The organism is Mesoplasma seiffertii ATCC 49495 (assembly GCF_000518725.1).
In the GTDB taxonomy this organism is placed as follows: domain Bacteria; phylum Bacillota_I; class Bacilli_A; order Mycoplasmatales; family Mycoplasmataceae; genus Tullyiplasma; species Tullyiplasma seiffertii.
This window is the reverse complement of sequence record NZ_JAED01000008.1, coordinates 33,714-57,976: the sequence shown is the minus strand read 5'-3', so window position 1 is coordinate 57,976 and position 24,263 is coordinate 33,714. Positions and strand designations below refer to the sequence as shown.

The window sequence follows — 24,263 nt, the reverse complement described above, 5'->3', positions numbered from 1 at the left end:
TTGAATGTTTCTAACCTTAACAGCTTCCTCAATTTCATAAAGATTAATCTTAGATTTTCCTGTTTGTTGCTTTGCTTTAAAATTTACGGTAAAAGGTTTCGGAGTTTCATAGCCTTTTTGAGCAATAAACTCAACTTGAATGGTTGGTGATTCTAAAATTGAAACATTAATTGATTCAATGCCTTCAGGAAGGTTATTAATTTTATTAATTCCCTCAACTGCTTGTTCAATAGTAAAGTATTTTCCTTGGGCTTCAGTGATGGCTAGTTTTTCAAATTCAGTGGTATCAACTGGTTGTAACTGTTTAGAGTTTCCACAAGCAACAACTGAAGTTGTTGTCGTTGCTGTTAGTCCAATTGCTGCTAATAAGGTTAATAATTTTTTCATAGTTCTCCTTTGAATGTTAATTATTTATAAGATGTCAATAGCATTTTTTGAATTCTCATAATGATTAACTTTTATACAAACTTTTAATTTTGTCTGATATTTATGCAGAAATTAATTTTTTATAGTAAACATAATAAAAGCTGGTATTGCATAAATGCTTCCTGATTCGTTATAACTTGATAGTTTATACCGATTTGGATATTCTCAATCAAATTTTTCTGAATCTGTTGAATCTGCAAACAAACTTCTGTCATTACTCAATTCTCAGTACTTTTCACCGCTTCAAACTTTTTCAGGTTCGTAAGTATCATAGAAGCGATATCCTTCATCAAACGGCAATGATATACTAAAATTTATTCAACTTAAGCTAAATTTGTACGTTAAATATGTTGTAGGATACTCTGATGCTTTGACTCAATAATTACTAGTGTTTGGTAATTCAAAAGTATTATTTGATTGATAATTTGAACCAAAAACATTGAGCTGCAAATGCGATAAATAATCTAATGGATATTCCAACCTATTGACCTCTTGATCAACTGAGTAAGTATTCAACATATCCGCTGAAAATGAGTCAAAATCATATTGCATATTATTAGCAATTTTTTGTCTACTTTTTTCAGAAACTAGCTTAGACGTAATCAAGCTTTTCCCCTCATCAAAATCAAAAATGTTATCATCTTCAATGTTTCAATTTTTGCTTGAAACTCCTGTATCATTAACAATTTCAGATCATGGTTTATTGAATGATGCTTTTAAGTTTTCATTAATTAAAGTTGATTCAGCAAAAATATTTGGCGCTGAACTTGTCGGAATAATTGAATTGGCTCTAAGAACATTTTCATTGACAATTTTCAAGGCTTCATAAATTGATAGTAATCAAGCTTCTTTTTTATTAGTTTCAACAATATCATTTTCGTATGTTCAAGGAATTGTCAGACTTGGCAACTCTAATTTTGAGTGTTCATCAAACTCCAAATAAATATTTTGAAGCCTGAAAAATCCGTAGCTATACGTTGTTTCTATCAAATCATTTATACTTTCTTGTGGAATATTTGCCCTTAAAAACTCACTTAGGTTTTCTTCATATTCATCAATCTTGAAGTCTAATTCTGGTACAATTTCTTGCAGCATCTCCAAGGCATAGTCTTTTTTCAAAACTTCAGTTTCTGTCTTCTTTAAAATTAAACTATTAGCTAATGGGTTTCGTTGCAGATCATAAAGAATTTTTGTTTCAAGATTTGCCTGATTTTCTTTAGTATTGTTTTGTATCATTTCAGAAAGTACTTTGATTTCTGCAGCACTTGCGACTATGTCTCCCAATACTAATTTGTACTGATTTTCTTGATTGTTAAGAATTTCTATATTCTTTGTTATAAGTTTTTTGTATGTTGGACTATTAAGATAGTCATAAAGACTTAAATCAAAAGCTTTGGTATATGCTTTAAAATCACTATACAGATTTTTAAATGTTGAAGCTTTAAATTGGGATTCCCCATTTGCAAATATTTGCTTTGGGAGTTCGGTAATAACTTTTTGAATAATTGATAGAGCTTTTCCATCTTTTCCTATTAAAATACTTAATGGGATTTGATTAACATTATGCATTTCAACTAAACCTTGAGGATTTTTATAGTGCATTTGTCGGCTTATTGTTACATTAATCGTAAAAATTAGTTCAGTTGCTCCAGTTTCCAAGTTTTTATAATTTGTTCTTGTTAATGAAAAGTCACTGTTTTCTAAAATTTTAAAATCTCCTAAGGTCGCTTTTGTACTACCCATGTAGGTATTACGATATTTGACTGAATTTTTTCCTGTAGCCAAATTACTTTGAATTTCTTTGGCAAACTGGTCTTCAGGAAATAAAATCGCTAAATCTCTTAAAAACAAAGTTTGACTTATAAGATCATTTGATAAATTAAAAGATGCATTTTCTGAACCACTAAAATGTGTTTTTAAATAATTAAAATTAAACAGGTTATAATTTTCTGTATCTTCTTCGTTATAAATTTTTCTTACAAATTTACTAGTATTTTGATTATAAACTGTATTTCAAATGTTATTTAATTCCGTTTTATACTCACTGATTGTTTCTTCAGATGTAGGAATTGAAATGGTTTCACTATTACTGCATGCAATAACTGTTAAACCTGTAGAAGTTGTTAACATAACAGCTCCCAAGACAGATAAAAAATTTTTCATATCTTACTCCTTAATTATTTGCTTTCATTGTTTTACGACTTTATTTTTTAATACTCTAAATTTCTTAAGGAATTAAATTTTTAGTTTTTTTATTTTTTTGTATACTTACAAACTTATTGATTTAGGTTAATCACAAAAGGCGCCCGTTTAGGGCGCCTTTTGATTAAAATTGTCCTTTTCTTTTTGTGTCTTTATTTTTAGAACTTTCAGTTTCCACTAAAGGCTTTAGCAAAATCGTATTCATTAAGATATGCTAGACCATGGGATGTTAATGATTTATTACCCGGCTTTTGAGTATCTATATTGAAGCCACGATCATCGTTCATTGATCATATTCCAATATAAGCTAAACCATTTTTATGACTTCAATTGTATAATTCTTTAGCATCTTCTAAAGTAAAGACCCCATGAACTGTATCATTGACTCCAATCATTGGTGTTGCTCCAATTAGTTTGTATAAACCTTGATTGCCAATTTCCACACTTCCATAATTATTTTCAATTGAAGTTGCTAAATTATTTTTAGTAGCGTTGATTGCATCACGAGCTAAATCAAAGTTGGTTACTTTATCAACATCACGAGCTTTAACATAAATCGGATCACCATAATCCATTAGCATTAAGTTAATTACTGGTAAGTCGCTTTGTGAAAGTCCCGCTTTTTGATACTCTTCAACAAAAATATTCATAACGTTATATCCAACACTTGTTAAACCACTTGGAAGAACCGGTAAAGTAACTGAGAAATCTCAACTTGAATCAGCTTTTTTCATTTCAGCTAATGTTTTTGCCAATAAATGATTATCTGCATCTAATTCTTGAGCATGCCCTTCAATATCAAAGTCAATTGCCTTTGGCATTCCAACTGTTTGTTGTCCGTATTTTTGGACAACGTCAACTAGTTCTTGTTGGTAACCAATTAAGGCCTCTTTTAAATCTTGTTGAGCCTTGATAGGATCATTTGGATTAAGCTTATTAGCTAATGTTCATGGATTTTTTTCTGTAAATCCACCAGTTGTTGCTCCACCATAAGCAACTTTGATATTTTCAAAGTTATTTTGCTCTGCTAACGGTTTCAACATTTTTCCTCAGAACTGTGTTTCTTCTCATCAAGTATAACCTTCGTTATTTTTAGCTTGACCAGCAATTGACATTTCAATTTTGTCATTGTGTTCATTTACTTGTTGAACAAAGGCTAATGTCAAATGATCCATGCTTTCAACTGATGTTAAAATTTCCTGCATATCATTTCCTTGGTATAAACCAGCATCTAAATATGGCGAGAAATAAGTTTGATTGTTTGCTTGCTCTTTTTTAGTAATCTTGTCAGTTCTATTTGGGTTAGCTTCTTCTCATGAACTATACATACTTTTTCCTGGGCCAGTTGGTGGAGGAGGATTAGTTCCTTCACTTTCCCCAGCACCTCCTGCTCCTTCTCCAGGCCCACCAACATTGGGACCTTCTCAAGAACCAGGATTTTCTAGATTATCTAAGTCAGTATTATTTTGAATATCTTCTTTATAATCAATTCCACCAACATTTTTAATATCTACAACTTCTTCAGGTTTTAAATCTTTAGTTTCAAAAGTACCATTTAAAGCCTTTGCATAAGTAAACTGTTCAAATCCTGACCCTGAACGAATGTTCTCGTTTAAAGCATTTTTATCAGCTTGAGCTGGTCCTTCTTGACCATTGTCTTCAAACAAACTTGGTGTATCACGAGAGATATAAAACATCCCTACTCCACCTAGTTTTTGTTCTTCAGCTCATGAACGTAACTCAACAGCATTTTTTGGAGTAAAGTTATATGCAGCAGCTTCTGCTCTACGACCAATTCATGGGGTCACTTTGATTTTTCGTGAAGATTTTTCTAATGTTGCTTCTGTTCCCTCATTAATTACTTCATGCATTTTTCTTCAGTTTTCGTGAGTTTGTAAAACTCCTGATTTCATTGCTTCAATTTCTCAATCGGGATTATTTGCTGGATCATTTGGAAGAGTTAAGTAACCTGAAACTAAGTTTAATCTAAAGTTCATTCCTAAGTATTTAGTAAAGTTATATAATGGGAATGCTTCATCTCCTAATAATTTTAGATTTCCAGCACTGCTGCCTTCTAAGAATCCTGGATGAATTGCAACACCATCTTTTGTAGACATAACTAGTGACAATTGAATATCATATTCACTATCTTTCTCAATTAAAATTTTCAACGCACTGGCTAATAATCTTTGAGAATCAGCGTAGTTACCACTAGCTGATAAATATGGAGCAGCAAAGTAAAAGTCAAACTTTTTAGTATCATATTTTGCAGCAATTTTTTCTAAAACTGTAGCCAATTGCTCTGGAGTCTTGTTATTTTGTCAAGCTGTATGTCACAATGAATTCGCAAATGGACCAAAAGAAATTCGCAGTTTTTGAGAATCTAAATGTCCTGTCTTTTCGTTTGCTTCTCAGCGAGTATTTTGCTCACTTGCCCCAGTTCAGTTACGGTAGCGATCATTAAATCATTTTGCATATTCAGTTTCATCTTTTTGATCAGCCAGGATTCCTAACTTATCTTTAGCAGGAGCAGCATTTCACATTGGTACTAGCTCTCCAGTATCTGATGCATTTTGCATAAATCCTAAAGTAATTTCGCTAGCATCAGTAATAACCTCTTTATTAGCAGAAATTTCTCCTAAGTCATTATAAACAATGTTGTTTGTTTGATGATTTTCTAATGATTCCATTGCTTCAGTACGAGTACCTGAGCTTTTCCCTTTTTCTTTCATAAGATATTCAGCTGTATCCTCAACAATTCCCATGTCTGCATATGGCGTAAATTCTAAACGATCATTTACTTGTAAAATACTTTTATTAGCAAGTGTCGATTTGTCGTTTATTACTTTTGGATTAGCTAATTTATAAGAATTAACTGATTTTTGAGAATAATCTGTTTTTAAAACATCTTGTCATTTTTGATTTTTAACAGAAAGTTCTTTTGTTGCATAAAGCTCTTCTAAACTTCCTTTACCCATTCATTCTTTTCCAGTTTCAAACCCATTGTCTTCTTTTTCAGGGTTAATAACTGATGTATTAGTAAAACAAGATACTGTAGATGCTACAAGGGGAACAGATAAACTTACTGCTCCTAAAGTCATTAATAATTTTTTCATATTTTTTTCCTTTAACTCATTCTTTATTTTTTAATCAGATTTTTTATATAGCTTTTAAGTGAACCATTTTTTTGTAATTCCAAAAAAGCTTTTTCATAGTCGAGTAAGTCCTTTGATTCAGTTGCTTTAGAATCTGAATTCATAATAGGTTCGACATCAAATTCGTCAGCTAATGGTTGACTAGGAACAGCTATTTTTTTAGTCGGAGGTTTAGATAATGTCTTCTTTTCAACTACTTTTTTAGTTGTTGGTTTTTTCACCCCAACTTTTTTAGAAGTTGATTTAGTTGACGTTGCTTTTTTTGGGTTTTTACTAGCTGCCTTAGGTTTGCTTAAGTTCAAATATTTTTCAAATAACAACTCAATCTGGTCAATTTTGATATACCGTTGATCATTTTGAGCAGTATTGAATTCGTTTAGCAGAAGTTGACTTTTATCAAACTCATCTTTTGATAAAAAAGCTTTTTGGTCACTTGTTAGCTCTTGTAACGCGCTGCGAATTTCATTTTGGAAAGTTATCATTTCGGCGTAGTTTTTAGTTACTTGCTCTTGAATAACTAAAAATGCTTTTTCTAAACTTTTATTTTTAACAACTATTTCATTAAGTTGGGCAAGATTAATACTGTTAAGAGTCTCTTTAACCTTACTCAAAATTTCTGATTTTAAAGTTTCTAGATCTTGCTGAGAGACATTATTTTCATATTCTAAAAAATCTTTTAAAACTCTTACTGACGTTTGTTTTTCAACTTTTTGATTAGCTGCGGCTTGTTGCTTGACAAGTTTTTTTTGATTTAATGCTTCAGCTTCTGCTCCCAATTTTTCAAGATTTTGTTTTAAAATTTCTGTTTTTTCTAAAATATCTAAATATTTTTCTTCGTCAATATCAAGAACATTATTTTCATGATGCACATTTGCTTGAACCTTAACACTCTTAAGTTTCAAATTTACTTCATTTTCCAATTTTTGAGTTTGACTCATTTTTTCATTAAGCAGTTGAATATCAACAACTGCATCTAAATAGTTTTCATAGTTTTGAACTAAATTATTATTGTAGTCCTTGATATTAAAGGTGTTTCCACTTTCTTCAATCGAAAAGTATTTTGTTCGTAAATTTTTATTCATATAGCCTCTTTTCTGATCTATCAAAATAATTGATTTTTATGATCTTGTATGATTGGGTTATTTTTAATCAAGTTTTTGCTTACATGAGTAACTTTTAAGTTTTTTGGATTTCCAGAATTCATTTTTAGTAGACTTTCAAATGCAGAAAATGCTTTTTCATTTTTAGTTTGGCGTAAAGCAACTTCAAGTCCCAATTTAATAATTTTTGCTTCATATTTGCATAAAAGATTTTGGGATAACATTTCTTTCAAAGTATTTTTTAATAGATCCATTTCTGTCGTATTTAAAGGTTTACTGTTATGAAAATGTTTTTCTAAAATGTTATTAAGAATATTCACATTTTTGGAATCATATTTTTTTCGCATTAAATTTTTTATTAGCATTTTATTTTCTAAAAGTAATCGACGTTTTTCTTCAACAAATTCTGCACTTGATGAATTTTTAATTTGATTTTTTATTTTATGTTTTGATGTTCTCAATAATGAGCGTAATCTTACTCTACTTATAGGACTAATTCTTTTAACATAAAACTCTAGCTCCTTAAGATTCTCAGAGAAAACTAATGAGTTATAAATTGATTCAAAATTCATTGGTACATTAATTATTTCTTCTAAAAACATATTGAACTTAATGATCATTGCTACTAAAAAGTTAATTTTATGAGCTTCTTCTTTTAAAACTCCAATTTCTAAAGTTTTACTCTCTAAATCCTCTTCAAAAATTTCAAAACCAGATTCTAAAAGTTGCTTTTTAAATTCGTTATATGATGGATGTTTTGCGATATCTGTTTTGAAAAAAAGTCTGCTTCGCAAATAAAGTTTTAAATCCTTTAACTCTGATTTATAGATAATCTGTCCTTGTTCAATTAAGATAATGTCATCAACAATATCAAAGACTTCATCAATATTATGGACAACTATAATCACTGTCTTATCATTGTTTTTATACTCCAATAAAATTTCCTTAATCTTTTTTCTTCATAATGAGTCTAAGTTTGCACCAGGTTCATCTAAAATGATCAGATTTGGATCTTTTAATAAACTAATAATTAAATTTAACCTATTTTTCATTCCTCATGAAAAGTCCTTTAGTTTTTTTTCACTGTGCTCATTTAGCTGAAATAAATCTAGTAACTGCTGAATTTGAAATTCAGAAAACTCTTTAGTTAATCCCATTACTTTTGCAATTTGATTTAAATAAGTTCTTAAAGTGATATCATAATTTATAAAATCCATTTGGGTATAAAATCCAATTTCGTTATTAACTTTATAACCATTTCTTGACTTTCTTCGGTAACCAGCAATATCAATAGTTCCCTTATACCGCGCATATGAACCCATAATTGAATTTAAAATTACAGATTTTCCTGAACCACTTCGTCCAATAATAATCGTCACTTTGTTTTTTCTAATTGTGAAATTTAAAGGACCAATTTGTTCCTTGTATGTGAACCTTTTTAAATAATTGTCAAACTTAACAATATCGGTAGTCATTGATTCACTTTGTTGTGAACTAAGTATTTGTTTTTTTGCCATACTATTTTAAGTCCTTTCTGATGAACATAATGATTGATGAAGTTGCAGTAATTATTAGGAAAATAACTTGTGTTCCAACATAAAAATGAATATTTGGTCTATCAACACCAGTAATTTGGCGAGTTTGATCATTTACAGCAAATTTAAACTTCACTTTTGTGAAAAAGATGTTGTCTTGAGTTTTAAAATCAATAAATGATTTACTGTTAAAATTGAATCAATATTGATCTCATGCTTTACCAGCGAAAGTTTCAAAATAACTGTTCATATTAGCGGGAAATAATCCTAAACTTAGTAAGTTAAAGTTATTAGCATAGCTTTCGTAAGCTTTATACTGATCGTTATTAATGACTTGAGATTCAGTAATAATTACGTAATTTGAAGTTTGATTAATAAAGTTATCTTCTAAAACTCTAATGAATAACTCAAAATACATTTCTCTTGAAATGCTATCAATTAGCATTTTATAGTTATCAGCATATTCGCCACTACTTCTTTCAGTTGCAAAAAGCAAATCATAATTTTTTGAACTTGATGAAGCAAAATAGTTATTAAATAAGTAAGTTTGGAACAATCCATTTGAAATGTTTGCACTTGCGCCTTTTTTAGTTTGTACTCCTCCAACATTATCAACTACAGTGATTACTGATTCATCACTGACTAATTGCAATGATAAGTATTTTCCGAAGTTAGAATAATTAATACTTCACATTTTTTCTAAAACTTTATTTGAAGTATTTAGATTTTGATAGGCAGCTTTAAATGTCGCATCGTAATAATCATAAAAACTAACTAAGTCTTTTAAAATTGATTTTTTGGCACTGTTTTTTTCATTTTTTTCCAATTGTTTAATTTCATTAATGCTTTTAAATTTGTTTTTAAAAACCAAATTGATTTCTACAATATCATCTTTTTCAAAACCTTCTAATCCACTTCGAGCATTGATGCTTTCAATTTTAAGTTGAGTGCTATCTTGACCACCAATTATGATTGTCTCTTCTCTAGTATTTATAAGATTTAGGTCACTTCACATTTTTAATCGTGATTGAATTTCAGATTTATTTTCAAAGTTTGCAATTGTATAATGATTTTTAATATAGTAATCATTAATATACTTGCTTAAGTGAGGAAATCTAATTTGTCCCTTGCTTACGTTTTCATTAAATGCAATTGCTTCATTAATTTCAGAAGCTTTATAAATGATTTGACCTCCATTTTTATCTACAAAAGTTATTTGAGTATTGTTCATTTTTGTATCATAAAATTGTTGCGGTAAACTAGATATGAATAGTGATAATAGTACAAATGACAAAATTATCGAAACGATTTGTTGCTTGCAAGTTAATGTTAAGAAAAACATGAAACTTATTAAAAACACTGAACAAGCAGTTTGATAAATTATATTCACCATTAAGTAGTGAATTGAGTAAAGGTTACTTACATTTAGTAAAACCATGGCCATTGTCGCAATTAGGTTTAAAACTAAAACACTTAAAAAAATTGCTAACCAAATACTTAACAAAATATAAATTCTTTTTGTTTTCTGTTGAATAATAATTGTCATCGTTTGATCTTCAAATTTGTTATGTAAAAAGTAAGTCACTAGCCTAGCAATTAATAGCAATAGCAAAACTGTATTAATTAAGTAGTATCAGTTAAAAATTGTAATCGGTGATTTTTGGACACTTGCTAAAATACCAAATCCAATACCAAACGCAATTCCAATACCAAAGATGATTAAAAAGGCTTTATCAATAAAAATAAGTTTAATGAAATAACTTAGCAGTCTATAAAAACTTACTGTGCTTCCTTTTTTCATGTTTGTTGCTGTTTGGATTTTTTTTGTTTCAGATAAGACTGCTTTATTTTCTGTTTTAAGATTTGATGCCATTTTTCCTCCTGCATACTTTATTGCTAATTGTTAAAGACTATTTATTTCAAAATTGCAATTAGATCACCTTTTTTAACAGTTCCAAACTTTAAAACTTTTAAGGTTTTTTCATTATTACTTGTTGTTAAAATAGGAATCTCAATAATTTGGTTAACTTCTGTTTTTGAAGTATTTTCTGAATTACTTTTAGGTCTTTTTAAACTAACATCACAAAGAGGACGACCAGCTTTAATTTTTTGATTATTGTCAACTTTTGAAAAGAATTTATCAAAAACTCAATAGTTTCCTTCCAACGCTAAAAATAATAGAACTTGGACTCCGGCTTTATTTTTGATTTTATAAGCCTTCTTGGTTTTCAAAGACATTACCACTTTTCCCGAAATTGGGGATAAAAATGATTGCTTATGGGTTTTTAAAATAAATCCCTCTTTAGCAATAAGCTCTTTAATCAACGGATTAGTACTATTTTTCAATTCAACAATATCGCCATCAGCTGGGGCGAAAATTTTAGTTATTTTTTTTCTAGCAAACATATTCTTTTACCTCATTCTTTTTGTTTTTGTTATTTAATATATAAGTTTCAATTAATGTACTTTAAAAAACCATTACTAGTTTTACTTAAAACTTTTAATATATACCTATAGATTTAAGTTATCTGCTTAACATAACTCAAATGTTTTCTTACATGCAATAAGTTTTACTTAATAAATATTCTTATTTTGTATGTATGCCCTTCTAATTAAATTCTTTGCTTTTCAGAATTTAATTTTTCAATTTGATAGTTATTTTAATTAGCAACGCTATTTCCTAATTGTTTTCTATCTTTATATAACTTAACAAAAAAAAAAAAAAACAAGAGTTTGTCCAAAATTGGGACAAAATCTCCTGTTTTTAAAGCTTATTCTTTGTTTTTTAAGTTTTTAAAATAATTTTTTAATATCTTAAAAAAATTATTAGTTTTGTTTAGGCTTTTTAAATGACGATTTTTTTTGATAATTTGTTTTCTTATTTTGATAGTTTGTAACGTTTCGAGTATTACGAATATACGGAACATATTCTTTGCCATCAATTTCATTTATGATTGCCAAAACAATTGGTTGTTTACCTGACTCTTGCTTGATTGATGAACGAACTTTCGAAATAATTTCACGCTTAATGTTATTTAAATCATATTGTTCTGGTGCTTCTCTAAACAATGACTCACCTTTTTTAATAATTTCAGCAATTTGCTTTTGTAAAATCTTAAAAATTGGATTATCTTCATTAATATATAAAACTCCACGCATTTGAGTATCGATTAAAGAAACTAGTTCTTTATTTCTTGTATCAATTGTAGCTCCAACAATAATAACACCATCAGTTGCCAATTGTTTTCGTTCATTTAACACAACACTTCCAACATCACCTATTCCAACACCATCAACATAGACATCACCGGTCTCAACGCGCTCTTGGCTAATTGCTAAGTGATTTTTTGATAATACTAAAATCTCTCCATTATCAATAATTCCGACATTTTCTGGATGAACTCCACCCTCGATGGCTGCTTTTTCTGCTTTTAAAAAATCTTTATACAATGCTTTTACCGGAACAAAGTACTTTGGTTTCATAATTGAAACAAGCATTTTAACGTCTTCATAAGAAGCATGCATTGATCAAATGTTTTTATCACTTAAAGCAATTAAACGCGCATCAGTTCTTGCTAACTCATCGAGAATTTGTGCATGGCGTTTCTCAACTCCTGCTGCTGGGGGAGTTGCTAAAATAATTAAATCTTTTTCCTTAAACTCAACAACTTCATCATTCCCATTAGCAATTTTTGCCAACTTAGAATATAAAACATCACCAGTTCCTGAAATAATTAAAATTCCATTTTCTGAGTTCATATATTCTTCAACAGAAAATAAATCATCTTTGGTTAAAACTAAATTTTCATTAATCATGTTTGACTCAATAATTGCTGACATTGTACGACCATAAACAGCTATTTTTCTGCCGTTTTCTTTAGCGGCCATGCAAATTTCTCCTAATTTAAAGATATCTTCTTCAAAAATTCCAATAGCAATTTTTGTTTTCTTTTCTTTAAACGGTGATGCAATATAATTTTCAATTTTATGGTTTGGAACTGTAAAGTCCATTCTTGAAGCAAATTCAGTGTCAGCGATTAATGCTAAAACACCCTTGTTGCTTATCTCATTTAAGTGAGTAAAATCAGTTGAAAAGTATGATTGTTCTTTTCCGTCAATAATATAATCTCCAGCATAAACAATAACCCCATTTTCAGTATGCACTGCAAATCCACATGATTGAGGTGAACTAGAAGTTGTGCGGAAAACTTCCACCTTAACTTTTCCAAATTCTAAAATATCATGTTCTTTAATGATATGGAAATTTTGCTCTTTGTTTTTAACGCGTAATCTTTGCGCCTTAATTTTTAATACAACTGTTGTTATTTCATTACAATAAACTGGCACATCAATTTCTTTTAAAATATAACTAATAGCCCCTGAATTGTAAGACGCTGGATTTGTTATAAAAATCCCTTTAATTCTTTTGACATTGTTTTTTAAAAAGTCCAATTTAGGAATGACAACGTCAACTCCTAAAATTCCTTTGTCAGGAAACTTAATTCCAGCATCAAAAATAAACAAATCTTGATCAACTTCTAAAGCAAAAATGTTCTTTCCTCGTTCATCTTGACCACCAATTGGCATAAATCGAATATTCGCCATATACTACCTCTTTCTTTTTAAATTAATCTTTAAAATGAATGCATATTATTTCTGTTTTAAAGTTCACTAATCGCGATAACGTTAGATTAGTTATTAAGTAATTATTTTTAATAATTTTACACTACATTTTCAATAATTACTTTCACTTTTTTAAATTTTTTGATTGGTATGAGTGATTAATAGTTCTTTGATATTAATATGCTGCGGTAGTTCATAACTATATAAGATAACCTCAGCAATCGCTTCAGAAGATAATCCTCCATTAAGCTTATTCTTATTAATTAAGTATGCTTCTAAAACTTCTTGGTTGGTTGTTGTATCTAACAAATTAGTATCAACAATTCCTGGCTCAATTAAAATAAAACGAATATTGTTTTCGGCATTTTCCCGACGAGCTTGTTCAGTAATCGCATTTACAGCGAATTTTGAACCATTGTATAGTGCATGATCAACTGAAGTTCAACGTGAAGCAGTTGAAGATATGTTGATAATAGTTCCATGTTTACGAGCATTCATTGCTTTTAAAACACAATCCATTCCATTAATAACACCTTTAATATTAACGTCTAAAGTGGCGTACTTATCTTGAAGTGATTGATCAACGTATTTATCCATTGGCATGATTCCAGCATTGTTAATTAATAAATCTACTGGCCCATAAATTGATTCAGCCTTAGCAATTGCTTGACGAATCTCATCAATTTTTGTTACATCTACTTGAGCTGTAACCTTATTTTCAATATTCATTGCTTCTAAAATTTCAATACGACGAGCCATTAATAATACTGGATATCCTTTTGATGCAAACAACTCTGCAGTTGCTTTACCAATTCCTGAAGATGCTCCCGTGATTGCAATTAGAGGTTTCGTTGGTTTCATATATGTTCTCCTTGTTGTAGCTTGTTCTATTAAAAGTATATATCAAATAAAAAGCACCATTAAAAATGGTGCCATACTAAATAAAGTTTAGAAATGTCAACGCCCCAACATGTTCGACTGAAGCTTTTGCAAAATTATTTGCTGCATAAATAGCTGCATAAACTTCATCTTTGTCTGAGTCACAATTAATCTTGCGATCTAAAATCTCATTAATTAATCCTGCAATAAATGAATCACCTGCTCCAGTTGTGTCTACGACATGTTCGCTTTTAACAACTGGAACCTCATCAATTTCATTGTTTCAAGCAAATAAAGTACTTTTTGACCCTTGAGTAATACAAATTAGCGCTTGACTATTAATTTTCATTAAATTATGTAAACGATCCTCATTATTTTGTCCATTACTTAATAATTCCAATTCTTCTTCACTTAGCTTAATTAAAGTTGCATTTTTTAATAATGGTTGACAATATTGAATAAATTCTGCTACCTTACTTTCACTATTTCACAATTTGTCTCTAAAATTAGGGTCAAATGAAAAATATATTTTTTCTTGAATTGCATAGTCAGTTAGTTGATTATAGGCATCTTGTAGTGATCCTCCTAAAAAAGCAGTTGCACTTCCAAAATGGATTGCAGCTATTGATTCCTTTTTAAGTTCTGCCATATTTAAATGATAATTTTGGTCGGCCCCACGAATGAATTCAAAGTTACGATCATTAAACTTATCTAAAGTTACTAAAGCTTTAGTCGTTGGTTGATTATTAACTTGCAAAAATTTTGTTTGAATATTGTAGTCATTCATTTTTTGAATAATTGCTTGACCTTGTTGATCATTTCCAACTGCTCCTAAAAACAATAATTCATTTTGTAATTTTCCTAAGCTAGCAGCCACATTAAATGAAGCTCCCCCAATTTGTTCAGTTATGACTCCGTTGTTGTTATAAACATCAACTAGTGCTTCTCCCAAACACACAATTTTATGTTTCATATTTATTCTCCACTTTCATGATGATTACTAAATAAAATATTATTGTAAATAATTTTATGCGGTTGCAATTGATATGCATTAGTAATTTTTAAATTAGTTTTAATTTGCTTATGTTCTTTTACAAAGAATTTAACAGCCATCGTTTCTTGACCCTCATTAACAAAAATTTCCATTGAACTACGGTCTACCAAAATTTTTAAATCCGTAATTTTTTCAATTTCAAAACTATAAAGGTTTGGTAAACTTATTGGTTCTACATAACTACATTGACTACGGTCAAAACCAAACTTTTTATCTTTATAAACTATTTTAATATTTTCATTTTTTTCGTTAGCAAATTCAATTATAAACTCACTTTGACTTTGTTCATTTAATAAATCAATTTCCAGCAATCCATTTTCGTAGTTAAGTTTATCTTGTTGAGTAATGTTTTTAACTCGCAACTTTTCTAGTTCAACAACTGGTTTTTGATACAAATGATCATTTTTTAAACTTACATCACGTGGTACAGTTAATTGATTTGATCAATGATGTTCAAATGTAGCTTTTGGTTCTGATTGAGAATTTCCCAATCATGCCATTGTGATTTTGCGATCACCAGTATTATTAAATACTTGTGGTGCATAATAATCCAATCCTTGATCTAACTTACGTATTGGAGCAACTTCTTTAAAATTCATTTGATTATCAAAGTTTCCTGTTAAGTATCAAACATGATGACCGCCTTCCGCGAATGAGACTTTTTGTTCAACACTTAAGAAAATAACATCACGATTTTGAATACTTAAATAATTAGGACACTCCAGCATATAGTTTTCCAAACGAGTTCCAATATTAAAATCATCATCTTTTAATGAAACTCATTTATCACTTTCAAGATCTGGTGTAGTTGCAAAGTTAATTGTTCCTTTTAAATCTAAACTTTGTGCTCCGTTTAACATATAAAATTGCTTATTTTTTTCAAAAACAATTGGGTCTCTAAAATGCCCTGTATAAACTTGCTTGTCAGTTTCAAAAAGTACTTTTTTATCAACACGTTTATTTTCAATATCAACCTTAGCTTTTATTGTATAACTTGTGCGATCTCCATCAGTTCCAATTTTGATATTTCCCGTATAGTAGAAATATAGTTCATCATTATGAACATAGGCACTTCCTGAAAATGCACCATGGCTATCTCCTCAAAATGATGGAGTAATTGTAATTCCTTCATAAATATAATTAACAAAGTCAACTGTTGTATATAACAATCATGACTTGTTTTTATGTTCAGGGCTAAATGGGCAGTTTTGCATAAAGATATAGTACTTACCCTTATAAAATACTAAACCATTGGGATCATTTACTAATCCTGAAAATGCACTTAAATGATACTGATTGTTATATCAGTCTTGTTCTTTAGAAACATGATTTCTAGCAAACTCATTTAAGTTTTGATTATCAATTAAACGGTACTTATCGTTCATTTCTTTCTCTTTTCTATTATCTTCATTCAATAAATTCTCAATTAAAATCACTAAGTTTGTAGTAACTTAAGCGAAATTCAATAAGTTCATTATATATATCAAATAACATTCCACGATCAACGATTGCTTGATTACAATCAGAATCTTCAAATATTACAGATAAATTTAGTTCTGATGTTGATTGTTGGCCATAAATATTTTTTAAACAGTGACTAACTTTTACTGCCGATTTCTCATCAACATATTTCATTAATCCGAATTCTTTTAAATAGTCCAAACTAATGTTTTTAAAGATTTCCTTATTCAATCAGCTTTCTTGATAAATCATAATTTTATTATCAACATAACGTTTTGATTTAAATTTGTAAACTGTTGAACCGGGATAAAATCCTGATTGCTTTGATAAAGTTTTATCAACATAAACTTCTTCTAAATCATAAAACTCGCTTACGCTATTTGGAAACAATTCGCGAAAACTAAATAGCTGATTGGTTTTACTTTTCTTAGTAACTACAAACCCTTTTCCCGGAACTGATTCAACAAGTTTCAATTCAATTAGTTTATTAAAGGCAATTCTGATTGGCTGCTCGCTGTATTTAAAGCGGGTTTTTAATCGATTTTGACTTGGCAGTAATCCTCCATCCTCAATCTCATTACTTTTAATAAGATTAAGTAAGTAGTCAAAAACAATTTTTCATTTCTTTTCCATATATATTTATTATTTCTCCCAATTAACTTTTTAAATATTATATAGATTTAGATTCAACTATTTGATTTTTATACTGTTCTAATGAAGATTTCCCTCATTTTGATTTTAATAAGAAGTATGACGCAGTTGCAGTTGCAGCCATGGAAATGAGCATGGCAATTGTTACATTCACTCCTGGGGCTAAACTTGAAAAGGTTGCATGGATATTGTTATCAGCAAAATATTTTTGCACAAATTCGGTTGTTCAGTCAAATTGAACTAACCCAATTCATGAAGCACTTCCTAAAGAGTTAGCGACAGTATGAGTCATTCCTAATCAGTACCCTCCGATAGCTGAACCAATAATTGATCCTACAAGTAGAGGTTTTAATTGTAAGTTAACCCCAAACATTGCTGGTTCAGTAATTCCTAAGTTAGCTCCAAATGATCCGGAAATAGCTTTTGATTTTTCTTGTTTACTTTTAATAAAGAAAATTAACATTAAACATGCTGTTCCTTGTGCAATATTTGATACACAGGCAACTGGAGTAATAAATGAGAATGAATGACCAAACTGTAATTTACTATCCATTAACAATTGTGCTTCAATTGGTAAGAATCCTTGGTGTAAACCTGTAATAACTAATAATGGATAGAATCCAGCAAACAACATTCCTCCAAATCCAATACCAGTATAGTTAGTGTATTTGAAGATTGCAGTAATTCCTTTAGCAAAACCTTGACCGATTATTTGACCTAATGGCCCAATTGCTCAAAATGCTAATCAAGTTGTTAAGATAACTGTTACTAATGGAACAACAATGATTGCTAAAACATCCGGAGTAATTTTACGTAGTAATTTCTCAACGTTAACTGAAATTGCTAGTACTAGTAAAACTGGAACAATTTGAGCTTGATATCCAATTAACTTAATTTTTCAAAATCCAGAAAATAATGTGCTATATGTTCCCACAATATCTTTCATTGGAAATTGTGCTTCAGTAGCATTATTAACTGCTAATCAATTTTCATAAGCATCCTTAGCCGCCTGTTGAATATCGGCCTCAGGAGTATTAATATCAAATCCTAATAAAATTGGTTGACTAGTGGCATAAGAATTTAATAATCCCGGAGCAACTAGAATTAATCCCATTGCTAACCCTAAAAATGGGTTACCACCTCATTTTTTGGCTGCTGTATATCCAACAAATGCTGGTAAACTACCTAAAATCGCTCCACCAATAATATCTAAGATTTTCCCCATTCCTGAGTTTGGATGAATTTGTTGAAGAAGTGAGTATAATGCTAAGCTCATCCCTCCAGCAATAAATACGGGAACTAATGGTACGAAAATTGCTGCAAATGATGACAGACCACGTTTACTGATCATTAGAGTGTTTGACTTGATGCTTAATTCTTTTTTTCATAAGCGATCTTTTTTAGAGTTTTCAGTAGAAAAACTTCCTGTATTTCCACTACCATTCAATTCTTGTTGAATAGCTTTGAAAACTTTATCAACAACTCCGGTTCCAATAATTAGCTGATTTTCTTCGTTAGCTTTATTGTAACCTTTGACAATTGGCATTGCTTTTAAATGTTCGACTTCTAACAATGACTGATCTTTTAGATAAAAACGCAAACGAGTTGCACAGTGGAAAATATCTTTAATATTTTCTTTCCCTCCAAGAAACTCGATAATCTGAGATGCGTCTTTATTTCAATTGACTTTTTTCATTTTTTTCACCTCGTATAAATAATATTTATAAAGCCACGATTATTAAGGGTTATGATTATAAGTTTTTTAAACTTTTATCTTATCTTTGCTTATTTTCATTTACGAGGTTTTCCTATAAAATTAATCTATCTTTAAATGAAAGAGGAGAAAGTATTTATGACAAAGAAAAAAATGTTATCAGCCATCACGTCAAGTGGAACAATGACTTTAGGAAATTATCTAGGAGCTGTCAAGCGTATGGTTAATTTTCAAGAGGAATACGAAATGCATGTATTTATCGCAAACTTACATGCAATTACTGTTCCCCAAGATAAAGAAGTTTTAAGAAAAAATATTAAAGAAATTGCAGCTTTATATTTTGCTTGTGGAATGGATCCCAACAAATCAGTGATCTTTTTACAATCAGATGTCTTGGAGCATGCGCAACTAGGCTGAATCCTAAATACTCAATCAACAATTGGTGAATTATCACGAATGACTCAATATAAAGATAAATCACAAAAAGCTGAAGAATCAGGAAAAGGATATATTCCTGCTGGATTATTCACTTATCCAACATTAATGGCAGCAGATATTTTACTATATGATGCCGAATTTGTTCCAGTCGGAATTGACCAAAAACAACACGTTGAACTAACTCGTGATTTAGCAATGCGAATGAACAATCGTTATGGAGAAATGTTCGTAATTCCTGAATGTCTAGTTACTGAAAACAAACTGAAAATCATGGATTTACAAGACCCTACTAAAAAAATGAGTAAGTCTTCAGATAATCCTAAGGCAATTATTAAAATGTTAGATAGTCCAGCCGATATTCGAAGTAAGATTACTGCTGCTGTAACTGATTCAGAAAATTTAATCAAGCATGACCCAATTAAAAAGCCTGGAGTAACTAACTTGATTGATATCTATACAACATTGAAAAATATTCCTTTAGAACAAGCATTGCTTCGTTGAGAAGGTAAAAATTATAAGGATTTGAAAGATGATGTTATTGAAGCTTTATTAGAAGTTATGGAACCTATTCAAGCTCGTTACAAAGAACTATATAACTCTGCTGAAGTTGAACAATGATTAGATCAGGGAGCTGCTAAGGCACGAAAAATTGCTAGCAAGAAATTAAATAAAGTTCAAAACTTAATGGGGTTGAACTACAAAAGGAAATAAGATGAGTAAAACCGAAAGAATTTTTGTTAAAGCATTTAATAAATATTTAGATGAGTTAACTGTTGAAGAATGAGAATCAATGAACAACGCTAGTTGTGACGATCCTTTAAAAGATTGCGACAACGTGATGATTGAAATTTTAGAAGAGCAAACTAAAACTAAATAATCTTAAAAGGCTTCGGCCTTTTTTAAATGTTTTGTAATTTTTCAATAAAATAATGTTTTATAATATTTGTAAATATATTTTTAAAAGCATATAGAAATACATTCTCATAACATGAAAACAATAAAGTTCAAATCAACAAAAAAATTAACAACCAAAGAGATTCAAGCTGAAATAACTGAATTAGAATCTATTGACTATAGTCCACTTTATAGTAAAGATTTACCTTATCACAGCTTTGGATATATTCACACTTTTAGACTTCTTGCTGATGGTCTTCATTTAAATATTTTAAAACAGTTTATGGGTGGATTATTGGCAGGAATTTGGATTAGTTTTGCCTACACTGCAATTGCTTATTCAACATATGCAATTGATAATGTTTCAGTCGTCAAATTATTAACAGGCTTTATTTTTATTGGCTCAATGGTGATTATTTTATTTTTGGGTGGAGGTTTCTTAACAGCCTACTTATGATTCTCTCGAGCTATTTTTAAAAGAATTGAAAAATGAGAATTTTTTTTGAAAGCTTGTGGTTCAGTTTATTTAGGTAATATCTTAGGAATTGGACTTTTCGTAACAATTCTTTATTTAGCTAATGGTTATGATAGTACTAATAATTTGCTGCTAACTAAAATTTATCAAAACTTTGGTTTGAATAAGATGGGCTCTATTGGAGTTCATTTAAAAAATCATACCTCAATAAGTGTTAATGATATCTTGAAAACTATTGGAACAATCACCGCTAGTGCAATTTTATGTGGAATATTGATTTGTGTTGCTATTCAGGGTTCTAAAGCAACTAAAGGTGATGCTGTTGCGGCAATGATTATGATCAGTTGTATTGTAGTATTTTTTGGAATTGGAGGTTATCAACATTGTGTTGCAAACTGGTACAGTGGATGAATAATGATCTTATTAACTATTGACTCTAACCAAGAACTTTTTCAAATAACTTTTAATAACAATAGTTCTTGATGATATATCCTAGTAAATATTATTCCCGCACTTATAGGCAACTTTTTTGGGGGATTAATAATCGGAACAATTATGGGTTGATTCAACAACGACTATGACCGTTTGTTGCTTCAAAGTAGTCGTTTAAAATTTTTACAAAGCATTTTGAAGTCTCGATTATCAACTAACGATTAAAAAACTTTAGTGCTACTTTCAGTTGCTTAGATAAATAGTTTTAAGCATACTTTTATCGATATTTTAAAGTATTTTTTAAGACATTTTTTATATTGAAATAGTTTTGTTATAAGAATATAATCATATTTAGGTTTCTCTGATTAGCAGAACAAACTGTTTTGCTGATTATATCAAACAAGATAAATGCGTTTTTTAAATTTATGTTTTTTTAAACTTAACTTTAAAAAACTCTTAGTAAAACCATCAATTTAAAAAAGTGTTTGTTTGTGCCAATAAATGGTATTTAGAAAGGTTATATGGAAAGTATAAAAAAAAGATTTTTTAAAAGTACTAGAAACTTATCTGACGACGAAATTCGGAACGAAATTCAAAGTTTAGAACAAGTTGATTATACTCCACTATATAGTAAAGATATTGCTTATCATAACTATGGATATATTCACACATTTCGTGTTATTTCTGATGGATTACGTCAAAACTGACTAAAACAATTAATGGGAGGTCTTTTAGCAGGGATTTGAATTGGGTTTGCATATACAGCAGTTGTTTATTCAACATATGCAATTTCTAATCCTTCTGTTGCTAAATTACTAACAGGATTATTATTCGCCGGAGTTATTTTAATGATTTCTTTCCTTGGGGGAGGATTTGTTACAGCTCACATGTGATATAACCGAACAATGTTTAAAAAAGTTGAACGCTGATCAATATTTTTAAAAGCTTGTGCTTGAGTTTATTTAGGAAACATTTTAGGAATTGGAATTTTTGTTTCAATTTTGTACTTAGCTAATGGATTTGCTGGTGGTGCACCAGATAACAACATTATTACTAAAGTTTATGACGGATTTGGTTTGCATAAACTATATAATGTTGGTCATAAATTGGGAGCTGGAGAAGCAATTACTGGAAGTGACGTTTGAAAAACAATTACATTAGTTTTTGCAAGTGCGATTTTATGTAACTTTTTGATTTGTTTAGCAACTCAAGGAGCAAAATCAACTAAAGGTAACACTGTTGCTTCAATGATTATGTATTTACTAATTTTAATGTTTTTCGCAATCGGAGGTTACCAACACTCAGTTGCTAACTGATATGGAGCATGATCATTAATTTTAATGGCTATTGATGGAAATATTGTTTTAAATACTAACTTAGACGGAAGCGCACAGCTAGTATTTAACGCTAATGCTGCTTGATTATTTATTTTATTAAATATTTTACCAGCGATTGTTGGAAACTTTGTGGGTGCATTAATTATTGGACTATTTATGGGATGATTTAACATTGATTACGACACTTTATTATTAAAAGAAGCTCGTTTAAAATTTTTAACAGAAATTTTATATTTAAGAGAACACCCAAATGCTAACCAACGTAAAGCAAGATTTAAAAGCAATAAAAAAAGAACATCTAAATAAAGTGAACCCCAATAGGGATTAAATAAAACTTTATATTAACTTACTACAAGCTTACAAGAGTTTGTAGTTTTTATTTTCTCATCATTTTCGAATCTATTATTATTTTTTATTATTACAAAGATTAATAAAGACCAAAAAACTTTTTGGATATATGACTTCGTGTAATTTTTTCAATAAATCATCAATGTTTTTTCATATTTCACACATAAAAAATGAACCCTTTTGAAAGTAACTATACAAGTTTTTACTGTAGTTACTTTTCTGGGGTTCACTATCTTAATAAAATATTTTTTATTGTAATTGCTTATTCTTTAATCGCACGTGAGTTAGCTAACACATCCATCATTTCTTGGAAATGCTCTTTGCAATATGCAATATTAGCCTTTTTAAAAGTTGGTTCCTCAGTTACTCACTTGTTATCAGTTGCAGTTACATCCAAGACATCTTCAGCCATTGTTGCACTTGCTGGTTTATTACAATCATCTTTAATACAAATCATTATTTTCTCCTTTTACATAATATATTTTTACTTGCATTATAATTTTATCATTTATCTATCATTTAACAAAACTATTCAGACGGATGTTGGTGACCGCTGAAGCCTGTGATTTCTTGAATGATTTCGTGAAAGTGGAGCTTACAATAGTGAACTTGTGCTAATTTAAAGGTTGGCTCAGCTGTAACTCATTTATTATCAGTTGAAGTAACATCTAAAATGTTTTCTTCAATTCAGGCACTGCTAGTTTGATTACAATCATGTTTAATACAAATCATATTAATCCCTATTCTTTCTAAGTTTTCTTAACTGTTTTACTTCTTCTAAACTTTGGGCTAACTTGATACTTCTAATATATTCATTGCTTGCTGATTGAGATAATAAGTTAATTCCAAGATATTGATTAGTTCATACTTTTAAGGTTTTTGATCTCACAAAATATACTAAACTAAATATCACTATGATTGCAAAAGCTAACAAGTATGGTAACCAACTAATTTGATTGTAACCAAAATCAACTACAACTGTGGTTCCTTCAGAACCAACATAGCTATAAAGCATATTCGGCGCATTTACAAATCCTGCTTGCATGATGTTAACACTGTAGCGAAATGGATGTAAATATAAAACATAATTTAATCATTTAACCGCAGTTATTGTTTCAAAAGGAAAACCTAAACCTAAAAACTGCAATGATGTAAAGTAAAATAAAAGACTCACCATATTTGCTGCTTTATAATTTCTAAAAGTTTGATGAATTGCTAATGCCACAACATAACAAGTGATTCAACATAACAGGATTCCTAAAAGTAACATTTTAGGACTTATATTGCTTAAATAATCAATTTGCTGGGGAAAGCAAGCAATAGTTATTACAAATATTAATAGACAAATAATTAAAGTTGAAAAAATATTGAAAAAAATTAGCGCAGCATGCTTGGTTATTGTTGAAATTCGCGATAATGTAATTTTTTCTCATACGCCACGTTCTCTTCATTCACTTAAAGTTTTCAAAAAACAACACATGGAATTTCGAATTATTGCCACGCAAATACCTGAAATCATTATGAACGGATCGCTATTTT

General features: G+C 29.6%; 20 protein-coding genes. 4 read left to right on the top strand and 16 right to left on the bottom strand.

Translation table 4 applies throughout. The annotated features are described in order from the left end of the window. The 13 genes from L872_RS0100700 to L872_RS0100635 form a co-directional block, all read right to left on the bottom strand. The coding region (locus tag L872_RS0100700) for a lipoprotein (RefSeq protein ID WP_027062991.1) at nt 1-387 on the bottom strand (387 nt) is incomplete at its 3' end. Nucleotides 388-498: 111 nt separating this feature from the next. Next, nucleotides 499-2,589, bottom strand: a complete 2,091-nt coding sequence (locus L872_RS0100695) for a hypothetical protein (RefSeq protein ID WP_027062990.1) — start codon at nt 2,587-2,589, stop codon at nt 499-501. Nucleotides 2,590-2,786: 197 nt separating this feature from the next. Continuing rightward, nucleotides 2,787-5,744, bottom strand: coding sequence for a hypothetical protein (locus tag L872_RS0100690; RefSeq protein ID WP_027062989.1), 2,958 nt, complete (start codon nt 5,742-5,744; stop codon nt 2,787-2,789). Between the two features lie 23 nt (nt 5,745-5,767). Then, entirely contained in the window at nt 5,768-6,865 is a 1,098-nt protein-coding gene (locus L872_RS0100685) for a hypothetical protein (protein ID WP_027062988.1), read from the bottom strand. Nucleotides 6,866-6,882: 17 nt separating this feature from the next. Further along, a complete protein-coding gene (locus L872_RS04865) occupies nt 6,883-8,400 on the bottom strand; it encodes an ATP-binding cassette domain-containing protein (protein WP_051418401.1) in 1,518 nt (505 codons plus the stop codon). 1 nt (nt 8,401) lies between these two features. Continuing rightward, nucleotides 8,402-10,291, bottom strand: a complete 1,890-nt coding sequence (locus L872_RS0100670; protein WP_027062987.1) for an ABC transporter permease — start codon at nt 10,289-10,291, stop codon at nt 8,402-8,404. A gap of 41 nt (nt 10,292-10,332) precedes the next feature. Next, nucleotides 10,333-10,824 (bottom strand): PTS glucose transporter subunit IIA, encoded by a 492-nt coding sequence (locus tag L872_RS0100665; RefSeq protein ID WP_027062986.1) that lies wholly within the window; start codon nt 10,822-10,824, stop codon nt 10,333-10,335. 420 nt (nt 10,825-11,244) lie between these two features. Next, nucleotides 11,245-13,023, bottom strand: a complete 1,779-nt coding sequence (locus L872_RS0100660) for a ribonuclease J (RefSeq protein WP_027062985.1) — start codon at nt 13,021-13,023, stop codon at nt 11,245-11,247. A 150-nt stretch (nt 13,024-13,173) separates the two neighbouring features. Continuing rightward, entirely contained in the window at nt 13,174-13,902 is a 729-nt protein-coding gene (locus tag L872_RS0100655) for an SDR family oxidoreductase (RefSeq protein ID WP_027062984.1), read from the bottom strand. A gap of 76 nt (nt 13,903-13,978) precedes the next feature. Continuing rightward, nucleotides 13,979-14,893 (bottom strand): carbohydrate kinase family protein, encoded by a 915-nt coding sequence (locus L872_RS0100650; RefSeq protein ID WP_027062983.1) that lies wholly within the window; start codon nt 14,891-14,893, stop codon nt 13,979-13,981. A gap of 2 nt (nt 14,894-14,895) precedes the next feature. Beyond that, on the bottom strand, nt 14,896-16,359 hold the full coding sequence (locus L872_RS0100645; protein WP_027062982.1) for a glycoside hydrolase family 32 protein: 1,464 nt from the start codon (nt 16,357-16,359) through the stop codon (nt 14,896-14,898). A gap of 16 nt (nt 16,360-16,375) precedes the next feature. Next, nucleotides 16,376-17,068: a GntR family transcriptional regulator gene (locus L872_RS0100640; protein ID WP_027062981.1), complete on the bottom strand. Its 693-nt coding sequence runs from the start codon at nt 17,066-17,068 to the stop codon at nt 16,376-16,378. Between the two features lie 37 nt (nt 17,069-17,105). Continuing rightward, nucleotides 17,106-18,782: a PTS transporter subunit EIIC gene (locus tag L872_RS0100635; RefSeq protein WP_027062980.1), complete on the bottom strand. Its 1,677-nt coding sequence runs from the start codon at nt 18,780-18,782 to the stop codon at nt 17,106-17,108. A 156-nt stretch (nt 18,783-18,938) separates the two neighbouring features. On the opposite strand from L872_RS0100635, the gene trpS reads away from it, so the two are divergent. From trpS to L872_RS0100615, 4 genes are all read left to right on the top strand, one after another. Continuing rightward, entirely contained in the window at nt 18,939-19,949 is a 1,011-nt protein-coding gene (trpS, locus tag L872_RS0100630) for a tryptophan--tRNA ligase (protein WP_027062979.1), read from the top strand. A gap of 1 nt (nt 19,950) precedes the next feature. Then, nucleotides 19,951-20,115 (top strand): hypothetical protein, encoded by a 165-nt coding sequence (locus L872_RS05035; RefSeq protein ID WP_156923082.1) that lies wholly within the window; start codon nt 19,951-19,953, stop codon nt 20,113-20,115. A gap of 111 nt (nt 20,116-20,226) precedes the next feature. Next, nucleotides 20,227-21,264, top strand: a complete 1,038-nt coding sequence (locus L872_RS0100620; RefSeq protein ID WP_027062978.1) for a formate/nitrite transporter family protein — start codon at nt 20,227-20,229, stop codon at nt 21,262-21,264. A 296-nt stretch (nt 21,265-21,560) separates the two neighbouring features. Further along, complete coding sequence (locus tag L872_RS0100615; RefSeq protein WP_027062977.1) at nt 21,561-22,682, top strand: formate/nitrite transporter family protein; 1,122 nt, start codon at nt 21,561-21,563, stop codon at nt 22,680-22,682. 304 nt (nt 22,683-22,986) lie between these two features. On the opposite strand, the gene L872_RS0100610 is transcribed toward L872_RS0100615, so the two are convergent. The 3 genes from L872_RS0100610 to L872_RS0100600 form a co-directional block, all read right to left on the bottom strand. Continuing rightward, a complete protein-coding gene (locus tag L872_RS0100610; protein ID WP_027048542.1) occupies nt 22,987-23,181 on the bottom strand; it encodes a hypothetical protein in 195 nt (64 codons plus the stop codon). A gap of 71 nt (nt 23,182-23,252) precedes the next feature. Further along, on the bottom strand, nt 23,253-23,456 hold the full coding sequence (locus L872_RS0100605; RefSeq protein ID WP_027062976.1) for a hypothetical protein: 204 nt from the start codon (nt 23,454-23,456) through the stop codon (nt 23,253-23,255). Between the two features lies 1 nt (nt 23,457). Beyond that, nucleotides 23,458-24,243, bottom strand: a complete 786-nt coding sequence (locus L872_RS0100600) for a hypothetical protein (RefSeq protein ID WP_156923081.1) — start codon at nt 24,241-24,243, stop codon at nt 23,458-23,460. Nucleotides 24,244-24,263 lie beyond the last annotated feature (20 nt).